The sequence below is a fragment of the Agromyces sp. GQ35 genome, from assembly GCF_059758475.1.
The window spans coordinates 1,916,543-1,941,664 of the sequence record NZ_JCAXEO010000001.1 but is presented as its reverse complement, the minus strand read 5'-3'; the positions used below and the strand labels follow the sequence as shown (position 1 = coordinate 1,941,664).

Genomic DNA, 25,122 nt, shown 5'->3' with positions numbered 1-25,122 from the left:
TTGTTTCCCGTCAGAGTGATGCCTGGGAGGTATCGGATGGATCTTCGTCTGCTGCACTATTTCGTGGCCGTCTGTGCGGCGGGAACGCTGCACGCAGCGGCATCCGTCGTGCATGTGGCCCAACCCTCGCTCAGCCGGCAGATCCGCCGGCTCGAACGCGATCTCGGCTTCGAGCTCTTCGAGCGCTCGCCGCGCGGTCTCGCACTCACCGCGGCGGGCCGCGCGTTCTTGCCGGTGGCCGAGGACCTGCTCGCGCGTTCGACGCAGGCGACGTCGACCGCGCGATCGATCGCGCGCGGCACGGTCTCGGATCTCACGATCGTCTCGGCGCCGACGACGGTGACCGACATCATCTCGCCGTTCGTCGTGCGCGCCGGGCTCGGCGGCGTGATCGGCAACGTGATCGAGGCCATGCCCGAGCACGTCTACGCCGCCGTCGACCGCGGCGACGCCGACTTCGCGGTCGGCACCCGCATCCCGCCGATCGAGCTGCGCTCGATGGTCATCGGCCATGCGTACCTGTGGGCGCAGATGCCGATGGGGCATCCGCTCGCCGCCCGTGCCAGCGTGCCGATCGCCGAGCTCGTCGAGGAGCCGCTCATCGTGATGAGCCGCGCGCACGGCGTGCGCCAGATGCTCGACTCAGCCGCGGCGCGGGCCGGCCTCTCGTTCACGCCGGCGGTGGAGACCGAGTCACCGTCGCTCGCCCAGGCCCTCGCAGCGGCGGGCCGTGGGGTCTGCGTGCTCTCCGACGACTCGCGCTTCGAGCTCGTGACCGTGCCCATCTCGGCGCCGGGCGGTGATCTGATCATCACCCTGTACGGCGTCTGGGATGAGCTGCACTACGCGAGCGAGCGCATCGAAGCGTGTCTCGAGGAGCTCGGCCGGTTCAACGCCGAGCTCGCTCCGCGGACCGTCGAGCTGCGGTGATGCTCGACAGGCATCGGGGCGGGGCCGGATTGGTCGTGGACGGCAGGTGAACACCTGAGCACACTGGGCGCAATCCCTCAACCATGGAGGTCCACTGTGCGTCGTCCGCTCGCCATCATCGCCCTCACCGTCCTCGTCGGCGCTCTCGTCGGCGCAACGACGGCACCGGCCGGGGCCACTGCTCCACCAGTGCCGGGAGATCCACTCACGGGTTCCGGCGCCGTGAGCCGCACACTGCTCACGGCCGCGCAGCTCACGAGCGGCACCAGCACCGCAACCGTCTCGAATGGCGCCTTCGCGCTACCCGCCGCCGCGGCCGCACCCACCCATTCCTTCGAGGGCACGCTCACCCTGAACGGTGTCGCGACGGCCGGCGGGTTCGCAACCGTGAAGGATCCATATGGCTACGCCACGGTCGAGGCGGTGAAGCACCTGCCGCCGATGTCGATCCCACTCGTGCAGAACGGCAGCCACCTCGTGCCGGCCGTCCGCGGCCTCCAGTTCACCGGCAGCCCCCACTGGAACCTCGCGGTCGGCGCGGGCCGTGCGTGGAATGAGAACGGCGACGGTGGCCAGAGCCGTGCCGCCCTGCCCTTCGCGCTCATCGAGCGCAACGCGAACTGCGTGCACAACGGCGTGCTGACGTTCCTCTTCACCGACTCGGCCGTTTCGAAGGTGCGCTATCAGGTCACCTCCGAGACCTGCGAGTACTTCCAGTTCGACATGTGGGGCCAGGTCGGCGCGAGCTATACCCCCGGCGGCATCACGGCAGCAGACGACATCCGCTCGGCCTACGCGGCAGAGGTCGCCGACCGCATCCCGACGAAGCCCATCGCGGCGCTCGCCACCGACCATCCCGGCGCCGGTGTCAACCTCAGCGCCTTCGGCGGCGGCATCACCGCGAGCGCGCTCAGCACCTACGGGTTCCTGTACGAGGGTGTGAACTACGTGGGCAGCTGCCCGACCCGACAGGGTGCCTATCCGTTCTGCGGCCAGCTGCTGTTGCCGTCGTACTCCACGGCGAAGTCCGCGTTCGGCGGCATCGCGTTGCTGCGGCTCGCCCAGAAGTACGGCCCAACGGTCGCCTCGGAACTGCTGCAGGACCACGTCGGCGAGACCGTGGGCAAGACGGCCTGGAACGGCGTCACGATCCAGCACGCCCTCAACATGACCACCGGCAACTACGACTCGGCAGAGTTCGAACGCGACGAGTCCGAGGCGAAGATGCTCGACTTCTTCCTCGCCGAAAGCTACGCCGACAAGATGTCCGTGGCCCTCTCGTTCCCCCGCAAGGCCGCACCCGGGAGCGTCTGGACGTACCACACCTCGGACACGTTCCTCGCGACTCGGGCGATGGACGACGTGCTGAAGGATCACGCCGGGGCGGGCGCCGATCTGTTCGCCATGCTGCGCGACGAGGTGCTGAAGCCGGCGAAGGTCGGGCCCGACGCGCTCACGACGCTGCGCACCGCCAACTCCGCCACCGGCGTACCGTTCGGCGGTTACGGCATGTTCTGGACGCAGGACGACATCGCGAAGGTCGCGCAGCTCCTCACCGTCGACGACGGCGCCGCGGGCGGTGCACAGCTGCTGCACCCGGGACTGCTCGACGCGACCATGCAGCGCGACCCGGCGAACCGCGGCATCACGACGACGGGCACCACGCCGTTCCGCTACAACAACGCGTTCTGGGCGCGCGACTTCGGTGCAGCCGACAACCCCGCCTACACCTCACCCTTCTCGGTGCCGTTCATGTCGGGCTTCGGTGGCATCTCGGTGGTGCTCATGCCGAACGGGTCGACCTACTACGTGTTCAGCGACAACAACGAGTTCGCCTGGTCGAGCGCCGTCGCCGAGTCGAACAAGCTCACACCGATGGGCGGCTCAGGCGGCGGCAGCTGCACGGCGGCCGACGCCATCGGCAACGGCGGCTTCGAGACCGGCACCGCGAGTCCGTGGTCGGCGACTGCCGGCGTCGTCGACAACCGTACGGCGCTGCAACCGCCGCGCACCGGCAGCTGGAAGGCGTGGCTCAACGGCTTCGGCACGGCAAACACCGAGACGCTGAGCCAGACCGTCACGATTCCCGCAGGCTGCACCTCGGCCGCGCTGAAGTTCTGGCTGCGCATCGACTCCGCCGAGAACCTTGCAAACATCTACGACACGCTCACGCTCAAGGTCACGCCGAGCGGCGGCGCCGCGATGACGCTCGCCCAGTGGTCGAACCTCGATGAGGCCGGCTACGCCCTGAAGAGCTTTCCACTGGGAAGCTACGCGGGCCAGGCTGTGACGATCACGTTCACGGGCAGCGAGGACTACTCGCTGCAGACGTCGTTCGTCATCGACGACGTGACGTTGCCGATCACCGGCTGAGTGCGCCTCATAACGAACCCCCGGCCCTCGTGATGAGGGCCGGGGGCTCGGGTCTCGATACGCGCTTCGCGCTACTCGACCGGCTCGGCCTCGGCGATCAGGGCGAGGGTGTCACGGTAGAGCGCCTGCTGCGCCGCGATGTTCCGGGCCGCCGCAGACGCCTGCCCGCGCCCGCCTCGCTCGACGTAGGTGCCCGACGGCACCGTCGAGACATCCGTCACCAGGCGCGCGAGCTGACGCGCCGCTCGACGGGGACTCTGCACTCCCGGTACCACGACGAGCAGCCGAAACACCGTCGCCCAGAGCATGCGCCCGAGCAGTGACGCATCCCGAGCGAGGCCGGTGCCCGGCATCAGCCCGGGGTCGAACGAACTGACCACCGTCGTTCCCTCGAGCCGGCGGGAGAGTTCGATCGCGGTACGCACGTTCGCGAGCTTCGACGTCGCGTAGCGGCGGCGGCCCTCGCGCTGCAGGGAATCGCCCGATGCGTGTCGCTCACCCGGGAACGCGAGTTCGCGCACCGTGGCGTCTTCGAGCGGCTTGGGCATGCCCGTGATCTGTTCGCTGTCGTGCGTTCCGGATGCCACGAGCACGAGTCGCTCGGGAGCGCCCGTGGTACTCCGCAGGGCTTCGATGAGCGCGACGTTGCCGATGTGGTTCACTCCGATGGTCGTCTCGAAGCCGTCGACGGTGGTGGTTCGCTCCTGCACGACCTGGATACCCGCGTTGCAGACCACCGCGTAGACCGGTCGGCCTTCGGTGAACGCTGCGATCTCGGCGGCGAATGCTCGCACCGAGACGAGCGAGCCGAGGTCGAGCGGCAGGCCTCGCGCGCCCATGTGGCGTGCCGCAGCATCGGCGCTCGCTGCCGAGCGACTGGTGAGGATCACGGAGTATCCAGTCGTCGCCGCGAGGCGTTGCGCCAACTGGAGCCCGAGTCCGCTCGTGCCGCCGGTGACGATTACAATTCTGTCCGCCTGTGTCATTTGGCACACACTGCCACAAGTCGCCATGTGCCACAATAGCGACATGAATCACCCACTGCCGGGCGGCGGGCCTGCGGAATCACTGCGTGAGCGCAAGAAGGCCCAGACGCGCGATGCGCTCGTGGCCGCGGGGATGCGCCTGTTCGCCGCCCACGGGTTCGCGGCCGTCACCGTGGCCGAGATCGCGGCCGAGGCCGACGTGGCTCCCCGAACGTTCCACCGCTACTTTCCCGACAAGGTCGAGTTGCTGTTCGCCGGCGATGACGAGCTGCGCGAGACGATGATCGGGGCGCTCGAACAGATTCCCGCCGATGCCGACCCGGTCGCGCTCATCCGCACGGTGCTCACGGCCGTCGCCGAGCGCCTCGGCGACCAGCATCGCGAACTCGTGATCCGCGAGCGCCTCCTCAGGGAGACCCCGGCACTGCGCGACCGCGACCTCGCCAAGCGCGCCGGGCTGGAGGAGCTCGTGGCAGAGCGACTGGCTGCGCGGTTCGGCGTCGGCGTCGATGATCTGCGCGCCCGATGGTGGGCCGGAGTGGCCTTTGCGACATTCACGGCCGGGTACCGCGCGTGGCTCACGCAGGGCGGCGACCTCGCCGCACACCTCGAGTCGGCGGTCGAACTGCTCAATCACGGCCCACACTGAGAACGCCCGGCCCTCGCGATGAGGGCCGGGCGTTCGGTGACGACAGTTGTTGCGGGTCGGCATGGGCTGGCACCCACAACAACTGTCGTCAACCCAGACCGAGCGGATGCCGCAGCCTACGCAGCGACGGGCAGCCCCACCGTCGCGCGGGGCACGGGCGTCACGGCGAACTCGCCGTCGACCGCGTCGACCCGCACGCCCTCGCCGTCGCCGACGGCGCCGCTGACGAAGAGGTCCGCGATGCGGTCGTCGATCTCGCGCTGGATGACGCGGCGCAGCGGGCGGGCACCGAACTCGGGCTCGTAGCCCCGTTCGGCCAGCAGCGACACCGCGGCATCCGTCACCTCGAAGGCGACCTCGCGCGCGGCGAGCCGGGCAGCCGACGCACCGAGCATGAGGCGCACGATCTGCTCGAGCTGCGGCTGGTCGAGCTTCTTGAACAGCACGATCTCGTCGATGCGGTTCAGGAACTCGGGCCGCATGGCCTCGCGCAGCTTGCCCATGACGCGGTCGCGCAGGTCCTTCTCGGAGCTGAAGCCCGAGGCATCCGCCCCGGCGACGAAGCCGAGCGCACCCGACCGCGACGCGAGGAACTCCGAGCCGATGTTCGAGGTCATCACGATCACCGCGTTGCGGAAGTCGACCGTGCGGCCCTGGCCATCGGTGAGTCGTCCGTCGTCGAGCACCTGCAGCAGCAGGTTGAACACGTCGGGGTGCGCCTTCTCGATCTCGTCGAACAGCACGATCGAGTACGGGTTGCGCCGCACGCGCTCGGTGAGCTGGCCGGCCTCGTCGTAGCCGACGTATCCGGGAGGGGCGCCGACGAGTCGCGACACGGTGTGCCGCTCGCCGAACTCGCTCATGTCGAAGCGAATCACGGATGCCTCGTCGTCGAACAGGCTCGACGCGAGCGCCTTGGCCAGCTCGGTCTTTCCGACACCCGTCGGCCCGAGGAACAGGAATGAACCCACCGGCCGGTGCGCGTCACCCATGCCCGTGCGGTTGCGGCGCACAGCCTTGGCGACGGCGGTCACGGCGTCGTCTTGACCGATGACGCGCGCGTGCAGCTCGCCCTCGAGGTCGCCGAGTCGCTCGCGCTCACTCTCGGTGAGGCGGTTCACCGGGATGCCGGTGGCCCGCGAGATCACCGCGGCGATCTCGGCCTCATCGATAACGTGCTGCCGGTCGAGTAGGCCGCCCGTGGCCGTATCGAGACCCTCGAGACCCTCGTTCTGGGTCTCGATACGCTCCTTCGTCGCTACTCGACCGGCGGCGGTGGCCTCATCGAGCTTCGCCTGCACCTTTGCGATCTCGTCGCGAATGCGCGACGCCTCCTCGTAGTGCTCGGCGCTGACCGCGGCGTTCTTGTCGGCCTCGAGCGATGCGAGCCGCTCGATGAGCGCCGACACGTCGACCTTCACGCCGAGCCGCAGACGCAGTCGCGCTCCGGCCTGGTCGATGAGGTCGATGGCCTTGTCGGGCAGCACCCGGTCGGTGAGGTAGCGCGCGCTCAACTCGACGGAGGCGCGCAACGCGGCATCCGTGTACTCGACACCGTGGTGCGCTTCGTACGCCGACTTCAGGCCGTGCATGATGAGCACGGCGTCTTCGATCGACGGCTCGCCGACCTTCACGGGCTGGAACCGGCGCTCGAGAGCGGGGTCCTTCTCGATGGTGCGGTACTCCTTGAGCGTCGTGGCGCCCACGAGGTGCAGGTCACCGCGCGCGAGGCGCGGCTTCAGGATGTTGCCGGCGTCCATGCCCTCGCCGCCGCCGTTGCCGCCCGCGCCGACGACGGTGTGCACCTCGTCGACGAAGATGATGAGCTCGCCCTTATTGGCGGCGATCTCGTCCATCGTCTTGGTGAGGCGCTCTTCGAAGTCGCCGCGGTAGCGGGTGCCGGCGAGCATGCCGGGCAGGTCGAGCGAGATGACGCGCTTGCCGAGCAGAGCCTCTGGCACCTGCTCCTCGACGATCGCGCGGGCGAGGCCCTCGACGATCGCGGTCTTGCCGACGCCGGCCTCACCCACGAGCACGGGGTTGTTCTTGGTGCGGCGGCTGAGGATCTCGATGGTCTGCTCGATCTCGTCGACGCGCCCGATCACAGGGTCGAGCTCGCCGTTCTCGGCGAGCGCCGTGAGGTCGGTGCCGAACTTGTCGAGCATCGGGGTGTCGGATGCCTCGGCGTTGCCGCCCGCGACATCCGTCATGCCCTCGAGGTCATCGCCGTCAGCCGTGACCGTCTCGCGCATGCCCTGCGTGAGCGCCTCGGCGGTGACGCCGGCGCGTGCGAGCACCTGGCCGGCCGGGGCGTCTTGCCCCAGCACGAGCGCGAAGAAGAGGTGCTCGGGGTCGATGTACGTCGATCCGCTCGAGCGCGCGACCTGGTAGCTGTGGAACAGCGCACGGCTCGCGCTCGGCGTGATCGTGGCCGAGTTGATGTCAGCGACGTCGGATGCCGCGGGCAGCCGCGCCTCGGTCGCGGTGATGAGCCGCTCGGGGGCGACGCCGACGCGGGCGATCGCCTGCTTGACGGCGTCGTCTTCCACGATCACGCGCAGGATGTGGAGCGCGTCGAGCTCGGTCTGCCCGCGCTCGAGCGCGAACTTGCCGGCGCGCTGCAGGATGCCCTGGGTGCGCGCCGTCAGGAAACGGCTGAGGTCGATCGAACGCGCCTGGCGCGAGCGCTCGCCCTCGAGGTAGCGGCTCAGAAACTCGTCGAACGAGTTGGTTTCGTCACCGCTCTGGGGTGTGAAGTCTTCGGGCACCAGTCCTCCTGAAGTGGAACTTGAGTTGGGTACGCTCAAGTTCAACACGGTGGGGGCGCGGGTATTCCCGTTCCCCTCACCTCCACGGTCAGAACTCGCGACCGACAAGCCCGCCATGTTCGGTATCGAGCACCGTGCGAACGACACCGGCCCTGAACCACTCTTGGTCCAGCACCTCGTCGGGGACGTCATTGCTGTTGATCGTGCAGATGTACTGGCCCCCCGTGGACTCGACCATCGCTTGGGCAAACTGCAGCGCTCCCGCCCGCTGCCGAGGATCGACTCCGTCAAAGACCGACGAGTCATGAACGAGGAAGTCAGGGTGATGCGCGGTCGTGATGCCCTCTTCAAGCATTGTGAGGTCGAAGCAGAACAGCGTCATTCGGTCCACACCCGTGCTGCCTGAGCCCGTGGCTCGGATGGCGAACTTGTAGCCTCCGTCGTCAACGAAAACTGTCAGCGCAGCATCTTTCCCGTACAGCTGGCTCATCTTCTGGCTGAAGCGATCTCCGATCCGGTCGAGCTTTTCTCTCGAACCGGCGAGTTCGTGGGTCGCCTCACTCCTCTTGGTCGATTGCTCAAGTTTTAGTTCCTCTCGGCGCGTGATGAGCTCTCTCGCCTGCTCGATCTGGAGATCAACTGCAGCCATGCGGGCCTGCGATTCGGCCAGCTCGACCCTCATCGCATTTAGCTCGTCAAGCGCGCCACCGGCGTCTAGAGTCCGAAGTGCGTTGTCTCGCTGCTCATCTAAGCGCCGGAGCTCGGCTGAGCGATCCGCGATTCGATTTTCGAGGTTTTCAATCTCGTTACGAAGGAACGACCGACGGTTGACCATGAGCGACGCGTGAAACTCCCTGACCTCGTTAACCTGCCTCTTGAAACCATCCGCAAGGACGGCACCAGCCGCCTCAAATATCTCTTCCACGGCAAGTGTGTTTTCGGACGGGTTACTCACGTCAGTCAGCGACGCGAGGTAGAGCTCGCGCATTCGCCGATCGACGACCGCTTCATCCCGAAGGACAGAGATCTGACCCGTCAGGGCGTCTGCACGCTCAACCAAAGAATTGGGATCTTCGAGAATCCGAAAGCCGGATATTCGTCGCTCCCATTCCGAAACCTCGTTCTTAAGAGCTGCACGCTCAAGAACGAGATCAGCTTCGGGCCGAAGTGTTGTGATGAGTCCTTCACGGGTGGCGGCCGTGATCGCTTTGAGCTGCTCGAGACCCTTGCGAATACCGGCCAGCTCATGGACAACCGACCAGTCGAGGCCCAGAAGGAACGCGACGTGCTCGCGGCTGCTCGTGGCACCCTGTTGTGCCATTACCTTGAGCGGGTCTTTCGGCGTGTCGCTCCGGATCACATACGAGAGGAGTGTTCGAACGGAAATGCCCCCGGTCACGGCCTGAGCACTGGGCTCAAGTCGGAACAGGGCAAGACCGAGCGCGTCTTTCCAGTCGGAGAGCGAAATCTTTCCGTCGGTGAGCCACGGCTGCAGGAACTCGTCCGCAGGGCCGTCGGCGCGAATCAACAACTTCGTACCCTTATCCAAGGCACGAGTAGCGGTCACCTCACCGCCGAACATCTCGAGAGTCAGCGAAACTTCCCAGCCATCGACAGCGAGCGGAGTCAACCTGCTATTCAAGTTGCCCGCGAGTGCGTAGTTCATCAACATCAGCATCGTGGACTTGCCTCGCGCGTTGCGGCTGTCCTGATCTGACGAGTCGCTCGCTCGATCAGCGACGATTGCATTGAAGCCAGGCTTGAAATCGATGGGCCTGAATTCGTCACGGTTGGCGCTCAAACGGATGAACACTAGTTGAGTCTCACGATCTGATCCTGATATTGGAGTACGCCGGCGCCGTAGAGAAGCGTGAGCGCAGCGGCGAATGAATCGAACGTTGTCGATGGAGCCGCCTGCTTGAGCTCAACGTAGAGCTGTCCGACGCTGACGCTCCTCTCGCCTAGGAGTGAGAGGAGCGTCGCTGCCTCTCCGACAACCGTCTGTCGGAGCGGTGTGAATTTGTCCGGGAAGATCTCACTCACGTTCGAAGATCTCACAGAGTTCGAATAGGTAGGCGATCACGGAGAGCGCGGCAGCCCGCACTTGTGCCGTGTCCCGCGGACCAGCATTCTCGTATGCCTTCTCTACGAGGTAATCGAAGATGGCATCCGGTTCCAGTCCGTCTGCCTGCGCCGAGTAATACTCGCTCTTGAAACGCGCAACAAGACTGCGCCCGAACGACGGGACCATCGTGTTCTGAAAGGAGATGAAGTCGGCGACGCGGTTCGCTTGCGACAGACCATCGGTAATCCGCTGTACCGACATTGGGCCCAGCCGATTGAGGTCGATCTTGTCTTGCAGAGGGAGCGCACGTTCAAGGCCCAACCTCTGGTCAGCGGCCGGAGCGCTGGCAATGACAGCGCACACAACACTCAGTTCCTCATACGTCACCTCGCCGAGCGCACTACGAACTGCACGAGCGACAGCTTCTTCATGTGCACGTTTCGCCTCGAGCAAGAACTCTCGGGTGTGGTGCTCCAGCTGTGAATCCACCGCGTCATGGTGAGGGCTACACAAGTAGATCAGATTGTTCGCCGAGCCCCGCTGAACAGTCGTCATATCCTTGTCATAGCGGGGACCTCCAGGGCTCGCTGCGGCGATGTGCGCGACCTTCCCAGTCGCCTTAGGGCGATCGCCGAGGCTTTGAGAATTGATTGCCAACTCCATCCCACACCCCGGGTACGCACACTTGTTGCCGCTTCTCGCAATGACAACCTTTTCCTGGGCGGGAGGTACGCGATCCCGCGAGGTGGTCTGACCCATGAACGTAGGCTATCGGGCCCAAGAGGCCGAACGACCGACCGTCCCGAACAACGCCATGACGCCATGACGCCATTACTGGTCAGTGCCACATCCGTACCATCGGGTCGCGCGCTCTCACCGGATCCAGCCAACCATCGTCATGCGACGGACGTCGCTCCAGACGAACGACTTCCCTCGATCAGCGACGACGACGCGCGATCACTCGGAACTACCTTCACGCTCTTCTGATTCACGCAGGGGGGCCCTTCGCTCGTATTCAAGGGCCTCTTGAAGCCTCAGGACTATCCGCACGGAGGAATCGGGTGGTTCTTGTTCGCGCAACCACGCCGTCGCTATGTCGAAGCCCACATTTGACGCGTATCGGATGACATCATCCGTATGTCTGAATTGCGGAGGCTTGCTGAACGCGATACCGCCCGCATAGCTCAACGCATTACAGACAGTCTCAAGTAGCGACCGCGTGGGCTGCTCGCGGATGCGGGCGATACTACGTCGCACTTCCTTCTCACGCTCTCCCCACCACCGCTCCCACTCCTCATCTAGATCGAAGGGCGGATCTGTGTCGTCAATCGGAAAGGTGATTTCCGCCATGTCCCTTGCCTCCAACATCACCTCGGCGATTCGCTCGACGCCCGCGCGGGTGGAAGCTCGCTGCTCCCTCGCGTAGTCGTTATCAGCCCTCGTGGCATCGAACTCGAGTCGACGCAGCGCCTGGCGGTTGCCCACCACGACTGTGATCACGACGCCAGCGAGACCTGCTATCGCAACCATTGGTGATGCAATCCATGACCAATCCATGACGTCAGCGTGTCATATCCCCGCAAAGCGGACCCGAGGACGGCGCTGCAGGTAGTCGTCGGCCCACTACCCCATCGCCTTGTCGAATCCCTCACGAGCGCGAAGATAATCAGCGTGTGCCGTTCTCGCCGTGACCTCGCCTCTCAGCCAAGCGGTGAGCAGTTCCTCGTATCTCGCGAGTGCATCCACCATGAATGCCGTCGGGTCCTTCTGTAAGTCGGCGCTCACGAGCCTTGTAAGGTCGAGAATCTCCCGATGCTCGGTGTCAACAGAGGCGGCGAGGAGAGAACGGGCGCGTATCAGCGCCATTTCCGCCTTTATGCGGTTGTACTCCGTGCCAAAGTTGCCCTGGACCTTGACGTTTGTCAGCGCCTTCACAACGGCGAGCGCGGCAGCTCGCTGACGATCGTGCGCTACAGCGCGGTCGCGCCGCTTCTCTAGGAGCGACTCACGGATCCACGGCACGAGCGCGCTGCCGACGAGAGCAATGATCGCGCCGAGCACGAGCGCCAGTCCGCTGTCCATGGGTCGAACACTATCGGTACCGCCTTCGTGAGCGATCTCTCACGAACGGCCGAATCTACCTAACGCCAGCCCCCTGCGGTGAGACATTGAGTGAGGCTGGCCGATGTATTCCCCTGCGTCTAGTCGAGGTTCAGAGTTCGGACGAATCGGCTCAGAGGATTCTGGTGCCGTCGCCCATATCGGTCTGTTGTAAATCCGCTCCAGTAGAGAGTGACACGACTCTTGGCCCGCGTAAGGCCCACGTAGAACTTATTGCGCTCCTCAGCCAGCTCGTCCGGGTTATCTACTGACGAGTAGAACGGAATTCGTCCATCTTCTAGATCCAGAATGTAAACGTCGCTGAACTCCAAGCCCTTACTCGATGAAAGGGTCGTCACGTACACCTGCTCGTGGGTCACCCGCCTGGACCCCAGCTCGGCCACCGTCCAGCCCGCCATCGGACCACTCTGAAGACTGTCAACAAGCCCCGAGAGCTCCTCGTCGAGCGTCGCTCCGGCTTCGACCGATTCGCCGCGAATTCGGGCAACGAGACTCTCAATGAAGTCGACGGCGGGCGCGTCAGGAGAGACGCTCAGCGCTGCCGAGATTATTTCCCCAATGGCGGTGCCGGAAATTCCAAGTCCCCTGCGAAGCTCTGCCGTGATGGACACCAAGGAGTGTCCAGAAGACTCGCGACCTTGACCACACCATGCGCACAGTCGCTCGAAAAGGAGGGTCGCGAGCGTCTCCCACTCCTCCGAAATACGAACCCATGCGGGCAGTCCTTCGACTCGCAGAGCGTCGGCCACTTGCACCGCGAGCTCGTTGGTCCTGCAGAGTACGGCGGACTCGTGGAGCGCGATGCCCTCTTCTAGCGCCACGCCAATCGATTCGACAATGCGATCGATCTGAGCTGAAACACCCCCCGGGACTTTTTCCACGGTCACAAGTCCGCCTTCCCTCGCAGCTTCGGGTAATGCGATCGAACCCGGGAAGAGGCGTCGGCTGATCTCAACAATGTGGGCACCAGTTCGGTAATTGATCGCGAGCGGTATGGATACCACGCCGGGGAGGGACGCCACCTCCTGCAAGAGTCGGGAATCGGTTCCTGTCCACCCATATATCGCCTGGTCCGCATCGCCGACGGCAAAGAGCGTGCACGGTATGGGTTCGCTCGCAAAGCATAAGCACCGGACGATCCTGTCTAGGCCTGGCGCCAGGTCTTGGTACTCGTCGACGTAGATGCCTGAGAAAGTAGCGCGGAGGGTTCTGCGCACCTCCTCGGATCGCTCTACAAAATCGGCTGCGACTTCGATAATTCTGGTGAAGTCCAGCAGACCCCGCTCGGTCATCAATGCGACGTAGGCGTCGCGGGCGCGCACGGGGCTGTTACCAAGCCTGCGCCACACCTCCTCAGAGACCATCAGATTGCGAAAGCGCTGCACGGTTGCCGCGAGGAGTCGCTGGTCCTCAGCGGGAACCTCCGCCGTCGCCACGGCTTCTTCCCACAGCTGAGCGGCTTCTGACTTCAGCATGACCCGCGCGGTGGACAGGTCCGGCGCACCCATCGCCTCAGCGAATGGTCGAACAATTCGGTTAAGGGCGAACGCGTGCACTGTCCCGATAAAGACGTTCGAGCGAGTCTCAGATAGAAGGAGCCCAAACCGATCCTGCAGCTCCGCGGCCGCCGCGTTGGTAAGCGTTATGCAAGCAGCGCCACTGGGTGGTCTTATGGAGTCTCGAAGATCGGCGGCAAACTTCGTAATCAGAAGTCTTGTCTTTCCGCTCCCGGGTGGTGCCACGACGACGCAATGACCAACTTGGTCGAACGCTAATCGCTGGGCTTGATTGAGTTCCCCGATCGCGTCATCCAGCGCCGTCACGCGTGCACCCCTAGAAAGCTGAGCGCCGCCACCACATACCCGGGCGCCTGAACCGCCTCTCGTGCTAGTCGATGGGCAAACCGACCCTTCCCACCAGCCACTTCGATCTCGGAAAGAAGTTCCGCAGCCGTCGGGTTCCCCTGCCATGTTTCCACTCGGGCAGGGGTTCGGCTATTTCCGAGGTCCCGGAGCACTGCGTCGATCTGCGGCGTATTGGGCTGCGTGCGATACACGTCTACCTCAAATGTCTCAGCACCTACGAAGACGCCGTGGTCTGCCGTCGCCCCAGTCCGCCCCAAGTCCAACAGGAGTCGCTCAGCTCGCTGTCGCCCCCGAGAGTGACCGGCTTGATCCGGATCGCCATCCGTAATTACCGCCCACTCGATTCCCATTGCGTCACAGAATGCAACATAAGAACGGAAATGAGTGCCATGAATGGCGCATACGGTGATTCCGAGCTTGTCTAGGTCAGCGCTCAACGCCGACGCCATTGCCGGCACCAGAACAGCCTCGGCGTACCCCTCGACAAGCAACACCCTTGAGGCGAAAACGATTTCAGACTGAGTCGCGTCCAGATAGCGATTCATGTCGTTCCACTCAGCCTCCGATAGCGCAGCGTCTCGCGCGGAAAAGGCGGTGGATGCACCTTCGGACACCGCAAGCCGGACGAGATCTCGCGCGTCAACGGCCGACGTGATGTGTGGGGAGTGAGTGGTTACGACGAGCGACTGAGTAGGACCGGCTGCCGCCAGCGACCCGAGGACGCTCCGTTGTACCTGCGGATGCAAGTGCGCCTCTGGTTCTTCAGCAAGGACGACAGCATGACTAACCTCCCGATCACCAGCTTGTCTTGCATACTCGAGCTGAAGTAGCGAGAAGTACAGGACGTTCTGGATACCTAGACTCGCGGATCGTAGGGGGCGGGCTGCGACACCATCGACATAGACCTGCATCGAGCGGATCATCTGCTGGGGCTCCAGCGGCGTCGATCTCAAGGAAAGGCCAGGCTCAAGCCGATCGCCGACCGAGTTTCGGATGTGGTCTACCAGAGATTGGCTTAGGTCCGCGATGGGCGCCATTCCTTGAAGGAGACCGTTCGCGTCTTGTAGTTTGTCGCGAATGCCACTCACTTCCTCCTCGGTGAAGTCCCCAGTTGCGCGATCCAGTAAACCCTTTAGCGGTGACCTTCTCCAGGAGCGAATATCACCTTCGGCATCCCTAAGCGCGTGTAGGTAGGCGACGAATATCTCTTCCCTTAGGTCCGACCCGACTCGATCCCAACTCCCTTCGCTACCGAAGTAGACGCCGTCACGGTAACGATCCTCCCGCTGCGGGTCTGGAGCCCATCGATATGTGAGGCGCGCCCGCATGGGCTCCACCTCAACCAAACCACCACTCAGAACAGCGAGTAGCCGCACATCGCTATCGAACTCAGTGAGCTCGATGGATACCTCAATAACCTCTCCACTACGCATGGGATCGTAGTTGGGATCGCTGCCGGCAAGGCCGTCCCAGAAGTCCTCCGGCGAGAGTCGTCGCTCGGAGAAGGGAAGCCCCGGGTCGAGAACAAGTCGAAGCGCCTGGATAAGGTTGCTCTTCCCAGAGCGATTCTCCCCGACGATCACTGCGTTTTGAGCGAGTCGTACGTCGATATTTGCGAGATTTCGAAAATTCCTGACCCGAAGCCGGTCTATGCGCATGGCTCAACGTAACAGCGCGGCTCTCGCGGATGTCCGCGCATCGCTGCAACCCCCATCGCTACAAAAGACTGACGCCGCCAGTTACTCGCTCCTCAACACAGCAACGCACCCGCCGAATGGAGTGCGTCACAAATTTGGTCGCGTCTCCAGTGGATCGTTCAGATGGTCGCGGCACGCGTGGCGGCGTCCTCCTCATTCTCCAGCGTCGCGATCATCGCGAGGAGCAGGAACCCCAGGCCGCCTATCGCCACCAGCATTGCAAGCCAATTGAGCGCACCCACGATCAGCACTAGACCAGCTGCACGCCGAGGATGCTGAGCAGACCAAGGATCGACGACGACACGATCGCGGTCGTGAAGCAGCGGAACCACGGTCGACGGCGCAGCTTCAAGTGCACTGATCGCTGCTCAAGGACACTCGTAATGAGCACGAGGGAAAATAAAGCAGTCAGGACAGCGCACGTCGCTTCGGTCATGGGCGCGAGACTACGGCAGCGCAATCTCGTGCACGCTCGTGTGCGGTGGCCGCACCTAGGCTCGCCATGTGACCACCCACCCCCGCACCGCGATCACCGGCGGCACCGGATTCGTCGGACGCCACCTGGCCGAACGGCTCGGGCCCGAGGCATCCGTCATCATCTCTCGCCGCACCGGCATCGACACCAGTGACGTCGACGCACTCACGCGGGCGTTCGAGGGGTGCGAGGTCGTCGCGCACTGCGCTGGCATCAACCGCGAGATCAACGACCAGACCTACCAGCGCGTGCACATCGAGGGCACCGCGAACGTCATCGAAGCAGCGAAGCGAGCCGGAGTGCGCAAGATCATCATGCTGAGCTTCCTGCGCGCCAGGCCCCACTGCGGATCGCCGTACCACGAGACGAAATGGGCGGCCGAAGAACTCATCCGCGCCTCGGGCCTCGACTACACGATCCTCAAGGCCGGCATGATCTACGGCCGCGGCGACCACCTCATCGACCACCTCAGCCGCACCGTGCAGACCCTGCCGGTGTTCGCGACCGTCGGGTTTCGTGAGAAGCTCATCCGGCCCATCCCGATCGAGGACCTCACCGACATCCTCGAAGCCGCAGTCAATGGGCGGATGACGCGTGCGACCGTCGCCGTGGTCGGCGCCGAGCAACTCACGCTGTCGAAGGCCGTGCGGCGCGTGGCATCCGTTCTCGGACGCCGCGTGATCGTGGTGCCGTGGCCGGTGTGGGCGCAGTACGCGCTCGCGCAGGTCACCGAGTGGACCATGAAGGTGCCGCTCGTCGCGAAAGCGCAAGTGCGCATGCTCGCCGAGGGCGTGACGGATGCCGCGCCGCCCGCAGCATCCGTACCCGACGACCTTCGCCCGCAGCGCAAGTTCACAGCCGAGCAGATCCGGGAGAGTCTGCCCGAGCCCGGGCGTTTCGGGTGGAAGGACCTGCGGATCAGTCACTGAGTTCCGGTCTCACATCTCGAGCGATACCTCTATCGGCTCGAACCGGAAGGGCCCGGTGCACTGGCCGAATATTCCGGTGCGTTCCACGGCCACGGGGATCTCGAACTCGTCGTCGACCAGGGCGCGAGTGCCATCGACCACAACGAGTCGCAACGTCTGCACGGAACCGTCCGCGAAGACGCCCGGCCCCAGGTACGGCGCCTCCTGCGGCACGGCCCACTCGCCTCGAAGCTGGTCGACTTCGGCGGGCACGCAGTCCGCTCCGAAGCATGCCGTCACCACTGCCGACTCCGGTGGTGCGGGTTCGAACTGAACCACGGCCGGGCCGCTGTACAGATAGCCGATCGCCGGGCATGCGTCGAGCACCGGCGCGCGGATGCATCCGGTCAGTGAGAGACCTGCACCAATCGCGAGAGCAGCACACGTGATCACCCGGAAGCGGGCTGTTCGAGCACCCATGATCGGATACTGGCAGTGTTCGGCACATCAGCGAGGGCGTCGCGGAAGACGTTATCGAGGAGTTGCCGGAACGTGACCGAAACGCGACGCGGCGACCCCAACGATTCGCCCACCTGACCGTTACTTCAGCGGCGGAGCCGGCAGCTTCACGACCAACCGGTAGACCTGTCGCGTCAGCCAGGACGGCAGGTGGCGTCGGCGTTCCTCGTGCGCGACCCTTGCGCGCCGGTGGGGTCGAACCGCGCTCAATGCGCGTTGCACCGGCTTCCACGGGTGGTAGTAGCCGACGGGCTCCGATCGGTACAGCTCGATTCGACAGAGGTGCTTGGTGTTGATGTAACCGTATTGTCGGGGGCTCACGAGCCGCACCGGCGCACCGTGCTCCGGCGGAAGGGGCTCGCCGTCGAGCCCGTCGGCGATCAAGACGTCATCGGCGAGCGCGTCTTCGAGCGTCACGATCGAACGGTAGTCGTCGAGTCCGACGAAGACGAGGTATTTCACGCTGGCGCCCTCGGCGAGTGCGGGCTCGATCACCAGACCGTAGAGGTCGCGAAACAGCACCCCCTCCCATCGCAGCCCGATCGCTCTCCTTTTCCGTACGGTGTATCGAGCAGGGCTTTCACGTGCTGGCATCCGGCGGGCCCGACGCCGTACGGCATCGAGCCAGTGGCCGCGGACTCCGGCGTGACCAACGGCGGCTTCTCCTGCCACTTCCCCGACCGTCGAGCCTCCTCGACGCGATGCTCATCCGGTGGGAGTAGTTTTGAGATGCGCTTCAGGCATAGCAAGGCGTATTATGAGATGTATCGAATACTTGGAGGTGAAACGATGAGCGCAGGAAGCCTGATCCGAACTGCCCGCAAGAGCCGCCGGCTGACGCAGGGCGCACTCGGGCACCGTGCCGAGCTGTCGCAGTCGCACCTTTCACTGATCGAGCGTGGCCACCAGAATCCGTCATTTGACGCGGTCGAGCGGGCGCTCCGCGCGACCGGACACCGCCTCATCGCCGTGCCGAGCGTTCGCGACGACGCCGCGGCCGTCGCCGCCGACATCCGATTCGCTGTGCTCGATGGTCGCGAAGACCGTGCGCTGCGGCGATTCATCCAGCTCAGCGACAATCTCGTCGCGGAGCACGGAGCTGTGCGATTCGCGCTCACGATCTCGGAACCCGAAACCACGGGAAGCAAGCAGTGGGATGCCGCGATCGCCGCACTCGTGGCGCACCACCTGGTTGCCGAGAGCCTTCCGGTTCCCGACTGGGCGAACAGTCCGACACGAACGCTGCGCCGGCGGTGGGCAATCGGCGAAGGCCCGTACACGCTCACGCCCGAGCAGCACCGGGTTCCGCCCGAGTTCGTGCGACGCGGCGTGCTCATCGATGCGGACACGCTGGTGAGCGTATGACCATCCGATTCGACCGCGACGGCCTGATCGACGGCCTTCGGCTGCTGATCGCGAAGCTCCGCGAGTCCGACGGCCCGACCGGCGTGCGCATCATCGGCGGCGCCGCACTCGCGCTCCGCTACTTCGAACGCGAGTCGACCGTCGACATCGACGCTCGACCGATCGGTGATGCCGAGCGGGTGCTCGGAGCGGGCAGGGCGATCGCCGCCGAGAACGGTTGGCCCGAAGACTGGCTCAACGCGAAGGCGTCTGGATTCATCCCCAACTATGGAACGACTGTGACCGAATGGCACACGCTGTACGACGATGGAACGGTCGTCATCCAAGTTGCCTCGGCCGAGGCAATGCTCGCGATGAAACTTCGAGCGAACCGCCCTGGGCGTGACGAGCGCGACATCGCAACCCTCCTGGCAATCTGCGAAGTCACGACACTCGATGACGCCGAGACGCTCTACGAGTCCTACTACCCGGCCGACCTGCTGCCCGATCGCGCGGTGCGAATGGTCGAGCGGATTCTGCAGGTCGGTCTTCCTGAGATTCCGGCGCCACCGCCGCGACCGGATTTCGAAAACTGACGAGCGCTGCCGACGAAGGGGGCGCACGCCTGCGGCGTAGTGTCCCAGGCGGCACTGCCGACACGGCAGCAGGCCCTCGACAGTGATTTGGCATCTACAGCGGGTAGCCGACGCCGGTGAGCTCTTCTGAGGCCACCCAGAGTCGTGCGGCGATCGCGGCATCCGTGGCAGCATCGGAGCGGCCGACGAGCACGGGCGGCCCGGTCAGCTCCCGGCGGCCTGCCGGGCCCACGTAGCCGGCGCCGGGCATCTGCTCGGTCGCCGCGTAGAGCGTAGGCGCGGCTCCGCTTGTGGCGTCGTGTGCGAACAGGCGCAGGGCGATCTTCGCGACCACGGTCAGCAGGGGATTCGTCATGCTCGACCCGAGGTTGGTGGCGGCCATGCCCGGGTGCGCGGCCGTCGCCACGACGTGCGACCCAGAGGCATCCAGCCGCCGTTGCAATTCGAGCGTGAAGAGCAGGTTCGCGAGCTTCGACTGCCCGTAGGCCGCTGATCCCCCGCCGTAGCGCCGGGTCACCCAGTTGAGGTCGTCGAAGTCGATCGTGCCCGACCGGTGCTCGCCGCTGGCGACGGTCACGACGCGGCCCGTGATGTGCGGAAGCAGGAGGTTGGTCAACGCGAAGTGGCCGAGGTGGTTGGTGCCGAAGTGCAGTTCGAAGCCATCGGTCGTGAGACCGTATGGCGGCATCAGCACGCCTGCATTGTTGACGAGGATGTCGATGTCGCCGGTCCATTCCGCGGCGAACCGGCACACCGACGCCAGGTCGGCCAGGTCGAGCCGGCGAACCTCGGTGGAGCCCTCGACGTTCGCCGCGGCATCCCGGCCCCGCTGCTCGTCTCGAACCGCGAGCACGACGTGCGCTCCGTGGCGGGCGAAGGCACGGGTGGCTTCGAGGCCGATGCCGCTGTTCGCGCCGGTGACGATGATGGTCGTGCCGTCGAGTCGAGGCATCTGCTCGGCCGTCCACCCCAGCCGAGCTGCCGTCATGGCGGTCATCATCGCGTCGCGAACGTGCGGGCCGCAACCGGCGCGGTCGGCGCTGTGATCGCCGCGGGAGTGAACCCCTTCACGATGAGCCAGACGGCGAAGAACAGCTCGAAGAGCCCACCGGGTACGGTCGACACGAGGCCGGCCCCGGCGAACCCCATGAGTTCGAGGATGCAGCCCAGCGCGAACGACGCGTAGCCGACGAAGCCCCACACGGCGAGGAAGCGCGGCACGAGGCGTGACCGGAAGAGCGCGACGCAGAAGAAGAGGCTGCCGATGCCGAGGCCGGCCATGGCGACGTTGTAGGCGAGGAAGTTGCCTGCCACAGCACCCGCTGACAGCGTGAGCAGGCTGATGACGCCGGTGGCGAGCACCACTCCCTCGAAGATGCGGGTGGCGAGGTAGCCGACCGCGATGATCGGGGTGCGCGGCCGAAGGATCGGCAGCATGAGCACGCCGATAGCGATGACCGCGGCAGAGTTGAGCAGCATCATCGCCGCGCCGGTGATCAGGAGGAGGCTTGCGCCGCCGGAGTCGGGAGCGGCAGCAGGCCCGACCTCAGCAGCGCTCGTCGCGAGCATGCTCCCGATGCCGTAGAGGAGGAAGGCGCTCAACATGAGCACCCCCACCCAGCGTGCGGTGAGCCGTGCCGGGTTTCGCGTCGCGTTCATGGTGACCTCTTTCGAAAGTGACAAACCATACACTGTATGGTTGATTGCTCGAAAGCTACCATACACTGTATGGTCTTGGCTAGAGGAAGATCACGGATGGCCGAGAAGGGCCGAGAACCGGAGGCGGCAATGCCACGCAGGCCAATCGAGCCGGCGGCTGCGGCCAGGCAGCCGGTGACCCGCGATCGTGCAGTGCGACTCGCCGTCGAACTCGCCGATGCCGGCGGCATCGAGTCCGTGAGTATGCGCAAGCTCGCCACGGAGCTGAGCATCACGCCGATGTCGTTGTACTACCACGTGAAGAGCAAAGACGACATTCTCGACGGGATGCTCGACGCCGTCTACTCCGAGATGCAGGTACCTGGCGTCGACGTCGCATGGAGGACGGCGATGGTGGAACGCGCCGCGTCGACGCGCGCGGTGCTGGCGCGACATCCGTGGGCCATCAGCCTCGACGCACGCACGTCTCCTGGCCCGGCGACGCTCGGTCATCTCGACGCGACCATCGGGGTGCTTCGCGCCTCCGGACTCTCGATGCCCCTCGTCGGCCACGCGATGTCGTTGCTCGACAGCTACGTGCAGGGGTTCGCCATGCAGGAGGCGACCCTGCCACTCGATGACTCGGGCGACATCGGCGCCGTCACCGAAGACATCTTGGCGCAGCGGGAGATGATGTCGAACGCGTTCCCGAACCTGGCGGAGATGGCAACGACGCTGATCCTCCAGCCCGGCTACACCTACGGCGATGAGTTCGAATTCGGGCTCGAGGTGATTCTCGACGGCATCGAGAGGGTGCATCGCCAAGAGGTCGAGTCAGCCGACAATTGAACTTGGCCGCATCATGTGACATCCGGTGCGGTGGGCGATCCCCACGCAAGGTGTATCCGACGACGCGGTAACCTGCCGACCATGGAAACCCTTCGCGGAATCGTTCTGCTCGTCCATCTCGTCGGTTTCGCCGTGCTGTTCGGCGCCTGGGTCGTCGAGTTGGTCAACGGCAAGCGGGGCATCACCCGCGTCATGCACTGGGGCCTCGCCATCGCCGCGGTCGCAGGACTCGTGCTCGCCGCACCCTGGGGCATCGAGTACGACCTGAACTACGCGAAGCTGGGCACGAAGCTCGTGATCCTGATCGTCATCGGTGCGCTGCTCGGCATTGGCGCCGGCCGCCAGCGTAAGAGCGGCGCCGTACCGCCGGCGATCTTCTGGCCGATCGGCATCCTGGCGCTCACCAACGCGGCGATCGCCGTGCTCTGGCGCTGAGCACAGGTCGGGACGCGATGAAGCGGCGCCCGTGCCCGACGACCTGTTGCCGCGGCGCAGGTTCACGGCCGAGCAGATTCGCAGTGCGCTGCCTGCCGATGGTGGCCGCTTCGGGTGGAAGGACCTGAGGGTCAGTCGCTAGGCCCCATCGTTGCGTGGCATGCCTTGCTAGCGTGGCGGCATGGAGGAGCAGATCGCACCCGTGCTCGACCACCTCGACGAGGCTGATCCCGGCGAGATCGTCGGCGTCTACCTGTACGGCTCGGCCGTGTCGGGCGGTCTCCACCCAGACAGTGACATCGACCTCCTCGTCGTGACGCGCCGTTCGCTCACCGACGAAGAGCGCGAGGCGCTCACGCGGGTGCTGCTCGGCGCCTCGAGCGGATCGGCGCACACCCGCACGCTGTCAGACGGCAGTCGCGGCCGCCCGCTCGAAGTGACGTGCGTGGTCATCGACGAGGATCGTCGCTGGCCGGAGCCCGCCGCACACGACTTCCAGTTCGGCGAATGGCTGCGCACAGACATCCGAGGCGGTCTGACGCTCGAGCCGACCATCGACCCCGACGTGCCGATCCTGCTCGCGACGGCGCAGACCGCGCACCGGGTGCTGCGCGGCCGCCCGCTCGCCGAAGTCGTCGACCCGGTGGCGCCCGCTGTGCTGCGCGATGCGATGCTCGCGACCATCCCAGACATCCTCGAAGAGATCGATGGCGACGAACGGAACACGCTGCTCGCCCTCGCCCGTATCGTGACGACGCTCCGCACCGGCGAGATCGTACCGAAGGATGTCGCCGCCGCATCGGTGGCGGCCACGTTGGAACCGAACGAACGGGGTCTCCTCGAGCTCGCTCGCGCCGGCTACCTCGGTGAGGCGGCCGACGACTGGACGAGCCTCGGCGACGAGGTCACCGCACTCTGCCACGCGCTGGCGGCGCAGGCGCGGCAACTCGCAACCGCCGACGGGATCGCATAACCGTTCGCAATCACGCCAGGCCTGCGCGGCGATCTCGAGTCAGGTCAGAGGCGGGTGATGCGGCCCGACCCTCCTTCCGGGTACTGCGCTGTCGTGACCACGCCGCCCAGGCCCTCCGTGAGGTACTGAACCAGGGTCTGCTGGTCGGTGACGCCGAGGGTCATGAACGGCAGATCCCGGAACGGATACTGGTCGCCGCCCCTGGCCGAGAAGGCGTTCGTGGCGATGTCGATCGTCAAGGTCGGGTCGACCACCACACCCCCGGCCACCACGACGGTTCCGTCGTGCAGCGTGGCGTTGACGATGCGGCTGCCCGGTGTGAGCACGTTGCCGTCGTTGTCGACGACCTGTGCCGTTCCGGCCGGGTTCCAGGTGAAGTCGATGCCGGCGACCTGGGCGAACCTTCCGTCGGCGAACTCGACGCGGCTGATCGCGTTCTCCAGCAGCTCCTTGAACTGGCCGGCCGGCACATCCGGCACGATCGCGGTGAAGTTTCCGAAGGGCAGTACCTCGAACGTGTTGAGTGCCGTGACGTTGCCGGGCGGGATGATCGAGTCGTTGCGGATGCCGCCACCGTTCTGCATCGCGACCTGTGGCTCATCCACGCCGAACGAGGCCGCCAGGCGCTGGCCCTGCCACAGCATGCCGTCGGCGACCAGGTTTCCGAGGTTGGTCTCGGTGGTGCGCACCTGCGAGCGTCGACCGTCGAGGCCCACCTCGGTGGTCGCCACGACCGTCGCGGCCAGCTCTGAGACGTATTCGGAGACCGGGTCGACGACCTGGCTTTGCACGAAGGCGTCGGGAGCAACGCCGTCGGGGTAGTTCAGGCTCGCGACTCGCTGCGGCCCGCCCGAGACAGTTTCGGGAAGCAGCTCACCGTTCCGGTTGAAGCCGCCGACCAGCTGGCCGACGTACTTGTAGTCGCCGGCGGTGGTCACGATCGGCACCGGGTACCCGTCGCTGCGCTCGGTCCAGATCGGGTAGGGCCGCTGCGCCGCGTCACCGGGAACGAGCAGGTCTCCGGCGTTGGCGAGCACCTCGTCGCCCCCGCCTGCGACCATGATGTCGACCCCATCGAGCATCGGCGCCAACGCCTCGTCTTCGGCCACGCTCTGCAGGTGGCTGATGACGACGATCTTGTCGACGCCTCCTGCCTCGAGGGCGTCGATCTCGAGGTTGATCGCCTCGGCGACGGCGGGGTCGACGATGACGTCAGGACCGGGGCTGGAGATCGAGGGCAGCGCGGGGGTCGTCGCCCCGACGATGCCGATCAGCTCGCCCCGCTCCTTGACCACGGTGCTTCCGGCGATCAGTCCGGCCTCGGCCAGCGGTCCGAGGGCGGGGTCCTCGCTGACGTCGAGGTTTGCGCTCAAGAACGGCACGGACGGGCTGAAGCTCGTGATGAAGCGGGCCAACGTCGCGGGCCCGAAGTCGAACTCGTGGTTGCCGATGGCGACGGCGTCGTAGCCCACCTGGCTGAGGGCCAGTGCGTCGTAGAACGGTGCGCCGGGCTCGAAGCTGGCGCTCAGTTGCGCTCCGGCGAGGAAGTTGTCACCAGAGCTGACGGTGATCTCACCTCGCTTGGCGCCGGGGCTCGGGGGCGGGCCGGTACGGGCCTCATGTTGAAGGTCGTGCATCAGCGTGACGAACCGGGCGACGCCGCCGAAGTCGGGCTGGCCGGAGGCTTCGATCAGCCGCGACTCGCCGTCGTTGTTGTGCAGCACCGTCAACCAGAATTCGACCTCGCCAGCAGGAGGCCTGGCGCTGGCAGCCACGGGTGCGGCGAGGCCGACGAGCAGAAACGTCGCGGCGACCACCCCGACGAAGCGCTTCGCTCCAAGCCTCGTTGCTGAGCTCTCACGACTCACTGGGCGGTTCTCGCCTTTCACCAGCCTGCTGTCGGTCTTCACTTGTCGGCCCTCGCTTCTCGC

The 25,122-nt window shown here is 65.4% G+C and carries 25 protein-coding genes; 9 read left to right on the top strand and 16 right to left on the bottom strand.

Annotation, left to right across the window (positions count from 1 at the left end):
- Positions 1–36: 36 nt before the first annotated feature.
- Both AC6CH0_RS09010 and AC6CH0_RS09005 read left to right on the top strand, forming a co-directional pair.
- Positions 37–930, top strand: a complete 894-nt coding sequence (locus AC6CH0_RS09010) for a LysR family transcriptional regulator (RefSeq protein WP_498099875.1) — start codon at positions 37–39, stop codon at positions 928–930.
- Positions 931–1,026: 96 nt separating this feature from the next.
- The gene (locus AC6CH0_RS09005; RefSeq protein WP_498099873.1) at positions 1,027–3,303 is read left to right on the top strand and encodes a serine hydrolase domain-containing protein; all 2,277 of its coding nucleotides are present in this window, start codon (positions 1,027–1,029) and stop codon (positions 3,301–3,303) included.
- Positions 3,304–3,374: 71 nt separating this feature from the next.
- Here the strand turns inward: AC6CH0_RS09005 and AC6CH0_RS09000 are convergent, their stop codons facing one another.
- The gene (locus tag AC6CH0_RS09000) at positions 3,375–4,289 is read right to left on the bottom strand and encodes an SDR family NAD(P)-dependent oxidoreductase (RefSeq protein ID WP_498099871.1); all 915 of its coding nucleotides are present in this window, start codon (positions 4,287–4,289) and stop codon (positions 3,375–3,377) included.
- A 43-nt stretch (positions 4,290–4,332) separates the two neighbouring features.
- On the opposite strand from AC6CH0_RS09000, the gene AC6CH0_RS08995 reads away from it, so the two are divergent.
- Positions 4,333–4,938, top strand: a complete 606-nt coding sequence (locus AC6CH0_RS08995) for a TetR family transcriptional regulator (protein WP_498099869.1) — start codon at positions 4,333–4,335, stop codon at positions 4,936–4,938.
- A gap of 116 nt (positions 4,939–5,054) precedes the next feature.
- Here AC6CH0_RS08995 and AC6CH0_RS08990 read toward each other — a convergent pair whose 3' ends face one another.
- The 10 genes from AC6CH0_RS08990 to AC6CH0_RS08945 form a co-directional block, all read right to left on the bottom strand.
- Positions 5,055–7,706 carry an ATP-dependent Clp protease ATP-binding subunit gene (locus tag AC6CH0_RS08990; protein ID WP_498099867.1) on the bottom strand — a complete coding sequence of 884 codons (2,652 nt, stop codon included), beginning with the start codon at positions 7,704–7,706 and terminating at the stop codon, positions 5,055–5,057.
- 88 nt (positions 7,707–7,794) lie between these two features.
- Positions 7,795–9,519 (bottom strand): DUF2326 domain-containing protein, encoded by a 1,725-nt coding sequence (locus AC6CH0_RS08985; protein ID WP_498099865.1) that lies wholly within the window; start codon positions 9,517–9,519, stop codon positions 7,795–7,797.
- Positions 9,519–9,749, bottom strand: coding sequence for an ABC-three component system middle component 6 (locus AC6CH0_RS08980; RefSeq protein WP_498099863.1), 231 nt, complete (start codon positions 9,747–9,749; stop codon positions 9,519–9,521). The genes AC6CH0_RS08985 and AC6CH0_RS08980 overlap by 1 nt, the downstream gene beginning before the upstream one ends.
- Positions 9,742–10,530 carry an ABC-three component system protein gene (locus AC6CH0_RS08975; RefSeq protein ID WP_498099861.1) on the bottom strand — a complete coding sequence of 263 codons (789 nt, stop codon included), beginning with the start codon at positions 10,528–10,530 and terminating at the stop codon, positions 9,742–9,744. Before AC6CH0_RS08975 ends, AC6CH0_RS08980 begins: the two co-directional genes overlap by 8 nt.
- Before the next feature lie 198 nt (positions 10,531–10,728).
- A complete protein-coding gene (locus tag AC6CH0_RS08970) occupies positions 10,729–11,328 on the bottom strand; it encodes a hypothetical protein (protein WP_498099859.1) in 600 nt (199 codons plus the stop codon).
- A 66-nt stretch (positions 11,329–11,394) separates the two neighbouring features.
- Positions 11,395–11,853 (bottom strand): hypothetical protein, encoded by a 459-nt coding sequence (locus AC6CH0_RS08965; RefSeq protein ID WP_498099857.1) that lies wholly within the window; start codon positions 11,851–11,853, stop codon positions 11,395–11,397.
- A 119-nt stretch (positions 11,854–11,972) separates the two neighbouring features.
- Complete coding sequence (locus AC6CH0_RS08960) at positions 11,973–13,715, bottom strand: ATP-dependent helicase (RefSeq protein ID WP_498099855.1); 1,743 nt, start codon at positions 13,713–13,715, stop codon at positions 11,973–11,975.
- The gene (locus AC6CH0_RS08955) at positions 13,712–15,415 is read right to left on the bottom strand and encodes an ATP-dependent nuclease (RefSeq protein ID WP_498099853.1); all 1,704 of its coding nucleotides are present in this window, start codon (positions 15,413–15,415) and stop codon (positions 13,712–13,714) included. Before AC6CH0_RS08955 ends, AC6CH0_RS08960 begins: the two co-directional genes overlap by 4 nt.
- Positions 15,416–15,573: 158 nt before the next feature.
- Positions 15,574–15,696 (bottom strand): hypothetical protein, encoded by a 123-nt coding sequence (locus tag AC6CH0_RS08950; RefSeq protein ID WP_498099851.1) that lies wholly within the window; start codon positions 15,694–15,696, stop codon positions 15,574–15,576.
- Positions 15,697–15,704: 8 nt separating this feature from the next.
- Positions 15,705–15,890: a hypothetical protein gene (locus AC6CH0_RS08945; RefSeq protein ID WP_498099849.1), complete on the bottom strand. Its 186-nt coding sequence runs from the start codon at positions 15,888–15,890 to the stop codon at positions 15,705–15,707.
- 68 nt (positions 15,891–15,958) lie between these two features.
- Between AC6CH0_RS08945 and AC6CH0_RS08940 the strand changes: the two genes are divergently transcribed.
- Positions 15,959–16,858: an NAD(P)H-binding protein gene (locus tag AC6CH0_RS08940; protein ID WP_498099847.1), complete on the top strand. Its 900-nt coding sequence runs from the start codon at positions 15,959–15,961 to the stop codon at positions 16,856–16,858.
- Positions 16,859–16,867: 9 nt separating this feature from the next.
- On the opposite strand, the gene AC6CH0_RS08935 is transcribed toward AC6CH0_RS08940, so the two are convergent.
- Positions 16,868–17,317 carry a hypothetical protein gene (locus tag AC6CH0_RS08935; protein WP_498099845.1) on the bottom strand — a complete coding sequence of 150 codons (450 nt, stop codon included), beginning with the start codon at positions 17,315–17,317 and terminating at the stop codon, positions 16,868–16,870.
- A 120-nt stretch (positions 17,318–17,437) separates the two neighbouring features.
- Complete coding sequence (locus AC6CH0_RS08930) at positions 17,438–17,950, bottom strand: molybdopterin-dependent oxidoreductase (protein ID WP_498099843.1); 513 nt, start codon at positions 17,948–17,950, stop codon at positions 17,438–17,440.
- Between the two features lie 195 nt (positions 17,951–18,145).
- Between AC6CH0_RS08930 and AC6CH0_RS08925 the strand changes: the two genes are divergently transcribed.
- On the top strand, positions 18,146–18,721 hold the full coding sequence (locus AC6CH0_RS08925; RefSeq protein WP_498099841.1) for a helix-turn-helix domain-containing protein: 576 nt from the start codon (positions 18,146–18,148) through the stop codon (positions 18,719–18,721).
- On the top strand, positions 18,718–19,296 hold the full coding sequence (locus AC6CH0_RS08920) for a hypothetical protein (RefSeq protein ID WP_498099839.1): 579 nt from the start codon (positions 18,718–18,720) through the stop codon (positions 19,294–19,296). Before AC6CH0_RS08925 ends, AC6CH0_RS08920 begins: the two co-directional genes overlap by 4 nt.
- Positions 19,297–19,390: 94 nt before the next feature.
- On the opposite strand, the gene AC6CH0_RS08915 is transcribed toward AC6CH0_RS08920, so the two are convergent.
- Positions 19,391–20,284 (bottom strand): oxidoreductase, encoded by an 894-nt coding sequence (locus AC6CH0_RS08915; RefSeq protein WP_498099837.1) that lies wholly within the window; start codon positions 20,282–20,284, stop codon positions 19,391–19,393.
- Positions 20,285–20,292: 8 nt separating this feature from the next.
- A complete protein-coding gene (locus AC6CH0_RS08910; protein ID WP_498099835.1) occupies positions 20,293–20,955 on the bottom strand; it encodes a DUF4386 domain-containing protein in 663 nt (220 codons plus the stop codon).
- 129 nt (positions 20,956–21,084) lie between these two features.
- Here AC6CH0_RS08910 and AC6CH0_RS08905 point away from each other — a divergent pair, with 129 nt between their 5' ends.
- The 3 genes from AC6CH0_RS08905 (at position 21,085) to AC6CH0_RS08895 (ending at position 23,191) form a co-directional block, all read left to right on the top strand.
- Positions 21,085–21,783, top strand: a complete 699-nt coding sequence (locus AC6CH0_RS08905) for a TetR/AcrR family transcriptional regulator (protein ID WP_498099833.1) — start codon at positions 21,085–21,087, stop codon at positions 21,781–21,783.
- A gap of 81 nt (positions 21,784–21,864) precedes the next feature.
- Entirely contained in the window at positions 21,865–22,218 is a 354-nt protein-coding gene (locus tag AC6CH0_RS08900; RefSeq protein ID WP_498099831.1) for a Fe-S protein, read from the top strand.
- A 181-nt stretch (positions 22,219–22,399) separates the two neighbouring features.
- The gene (locus AC6CH0_RS08895; protein WP_498099829.1) at positions 22,400–23,191 is read left to right on the top strand and encodes an aminoglycoside adenylyltransferase domain-containing protein; all 792 of its coding nucleotides are present in this window, start codon (positions 22,400–22,402) and stop codon (positions 23,189–23,191) included.
- A gap of 44 nt (positions 23,192–23,235) precedes the next feature.
- Here AC6CH0_RS08895 and AC6CH0_RS08890 read toward each other — a convergent pair whose 3' ends face one another.
- Entirely contained in the window at positions 23,236–25,059 is a 1,824-nt protein-coding gene (locus tag AC6CH0_RS08890) for a bifunctional metallophosphatase/5'-nucleotidase (protein WP_498099828.1), read from the bottom strand.
- Positions 25,060–25,122 lie beyond the last annotated feature (63 nt).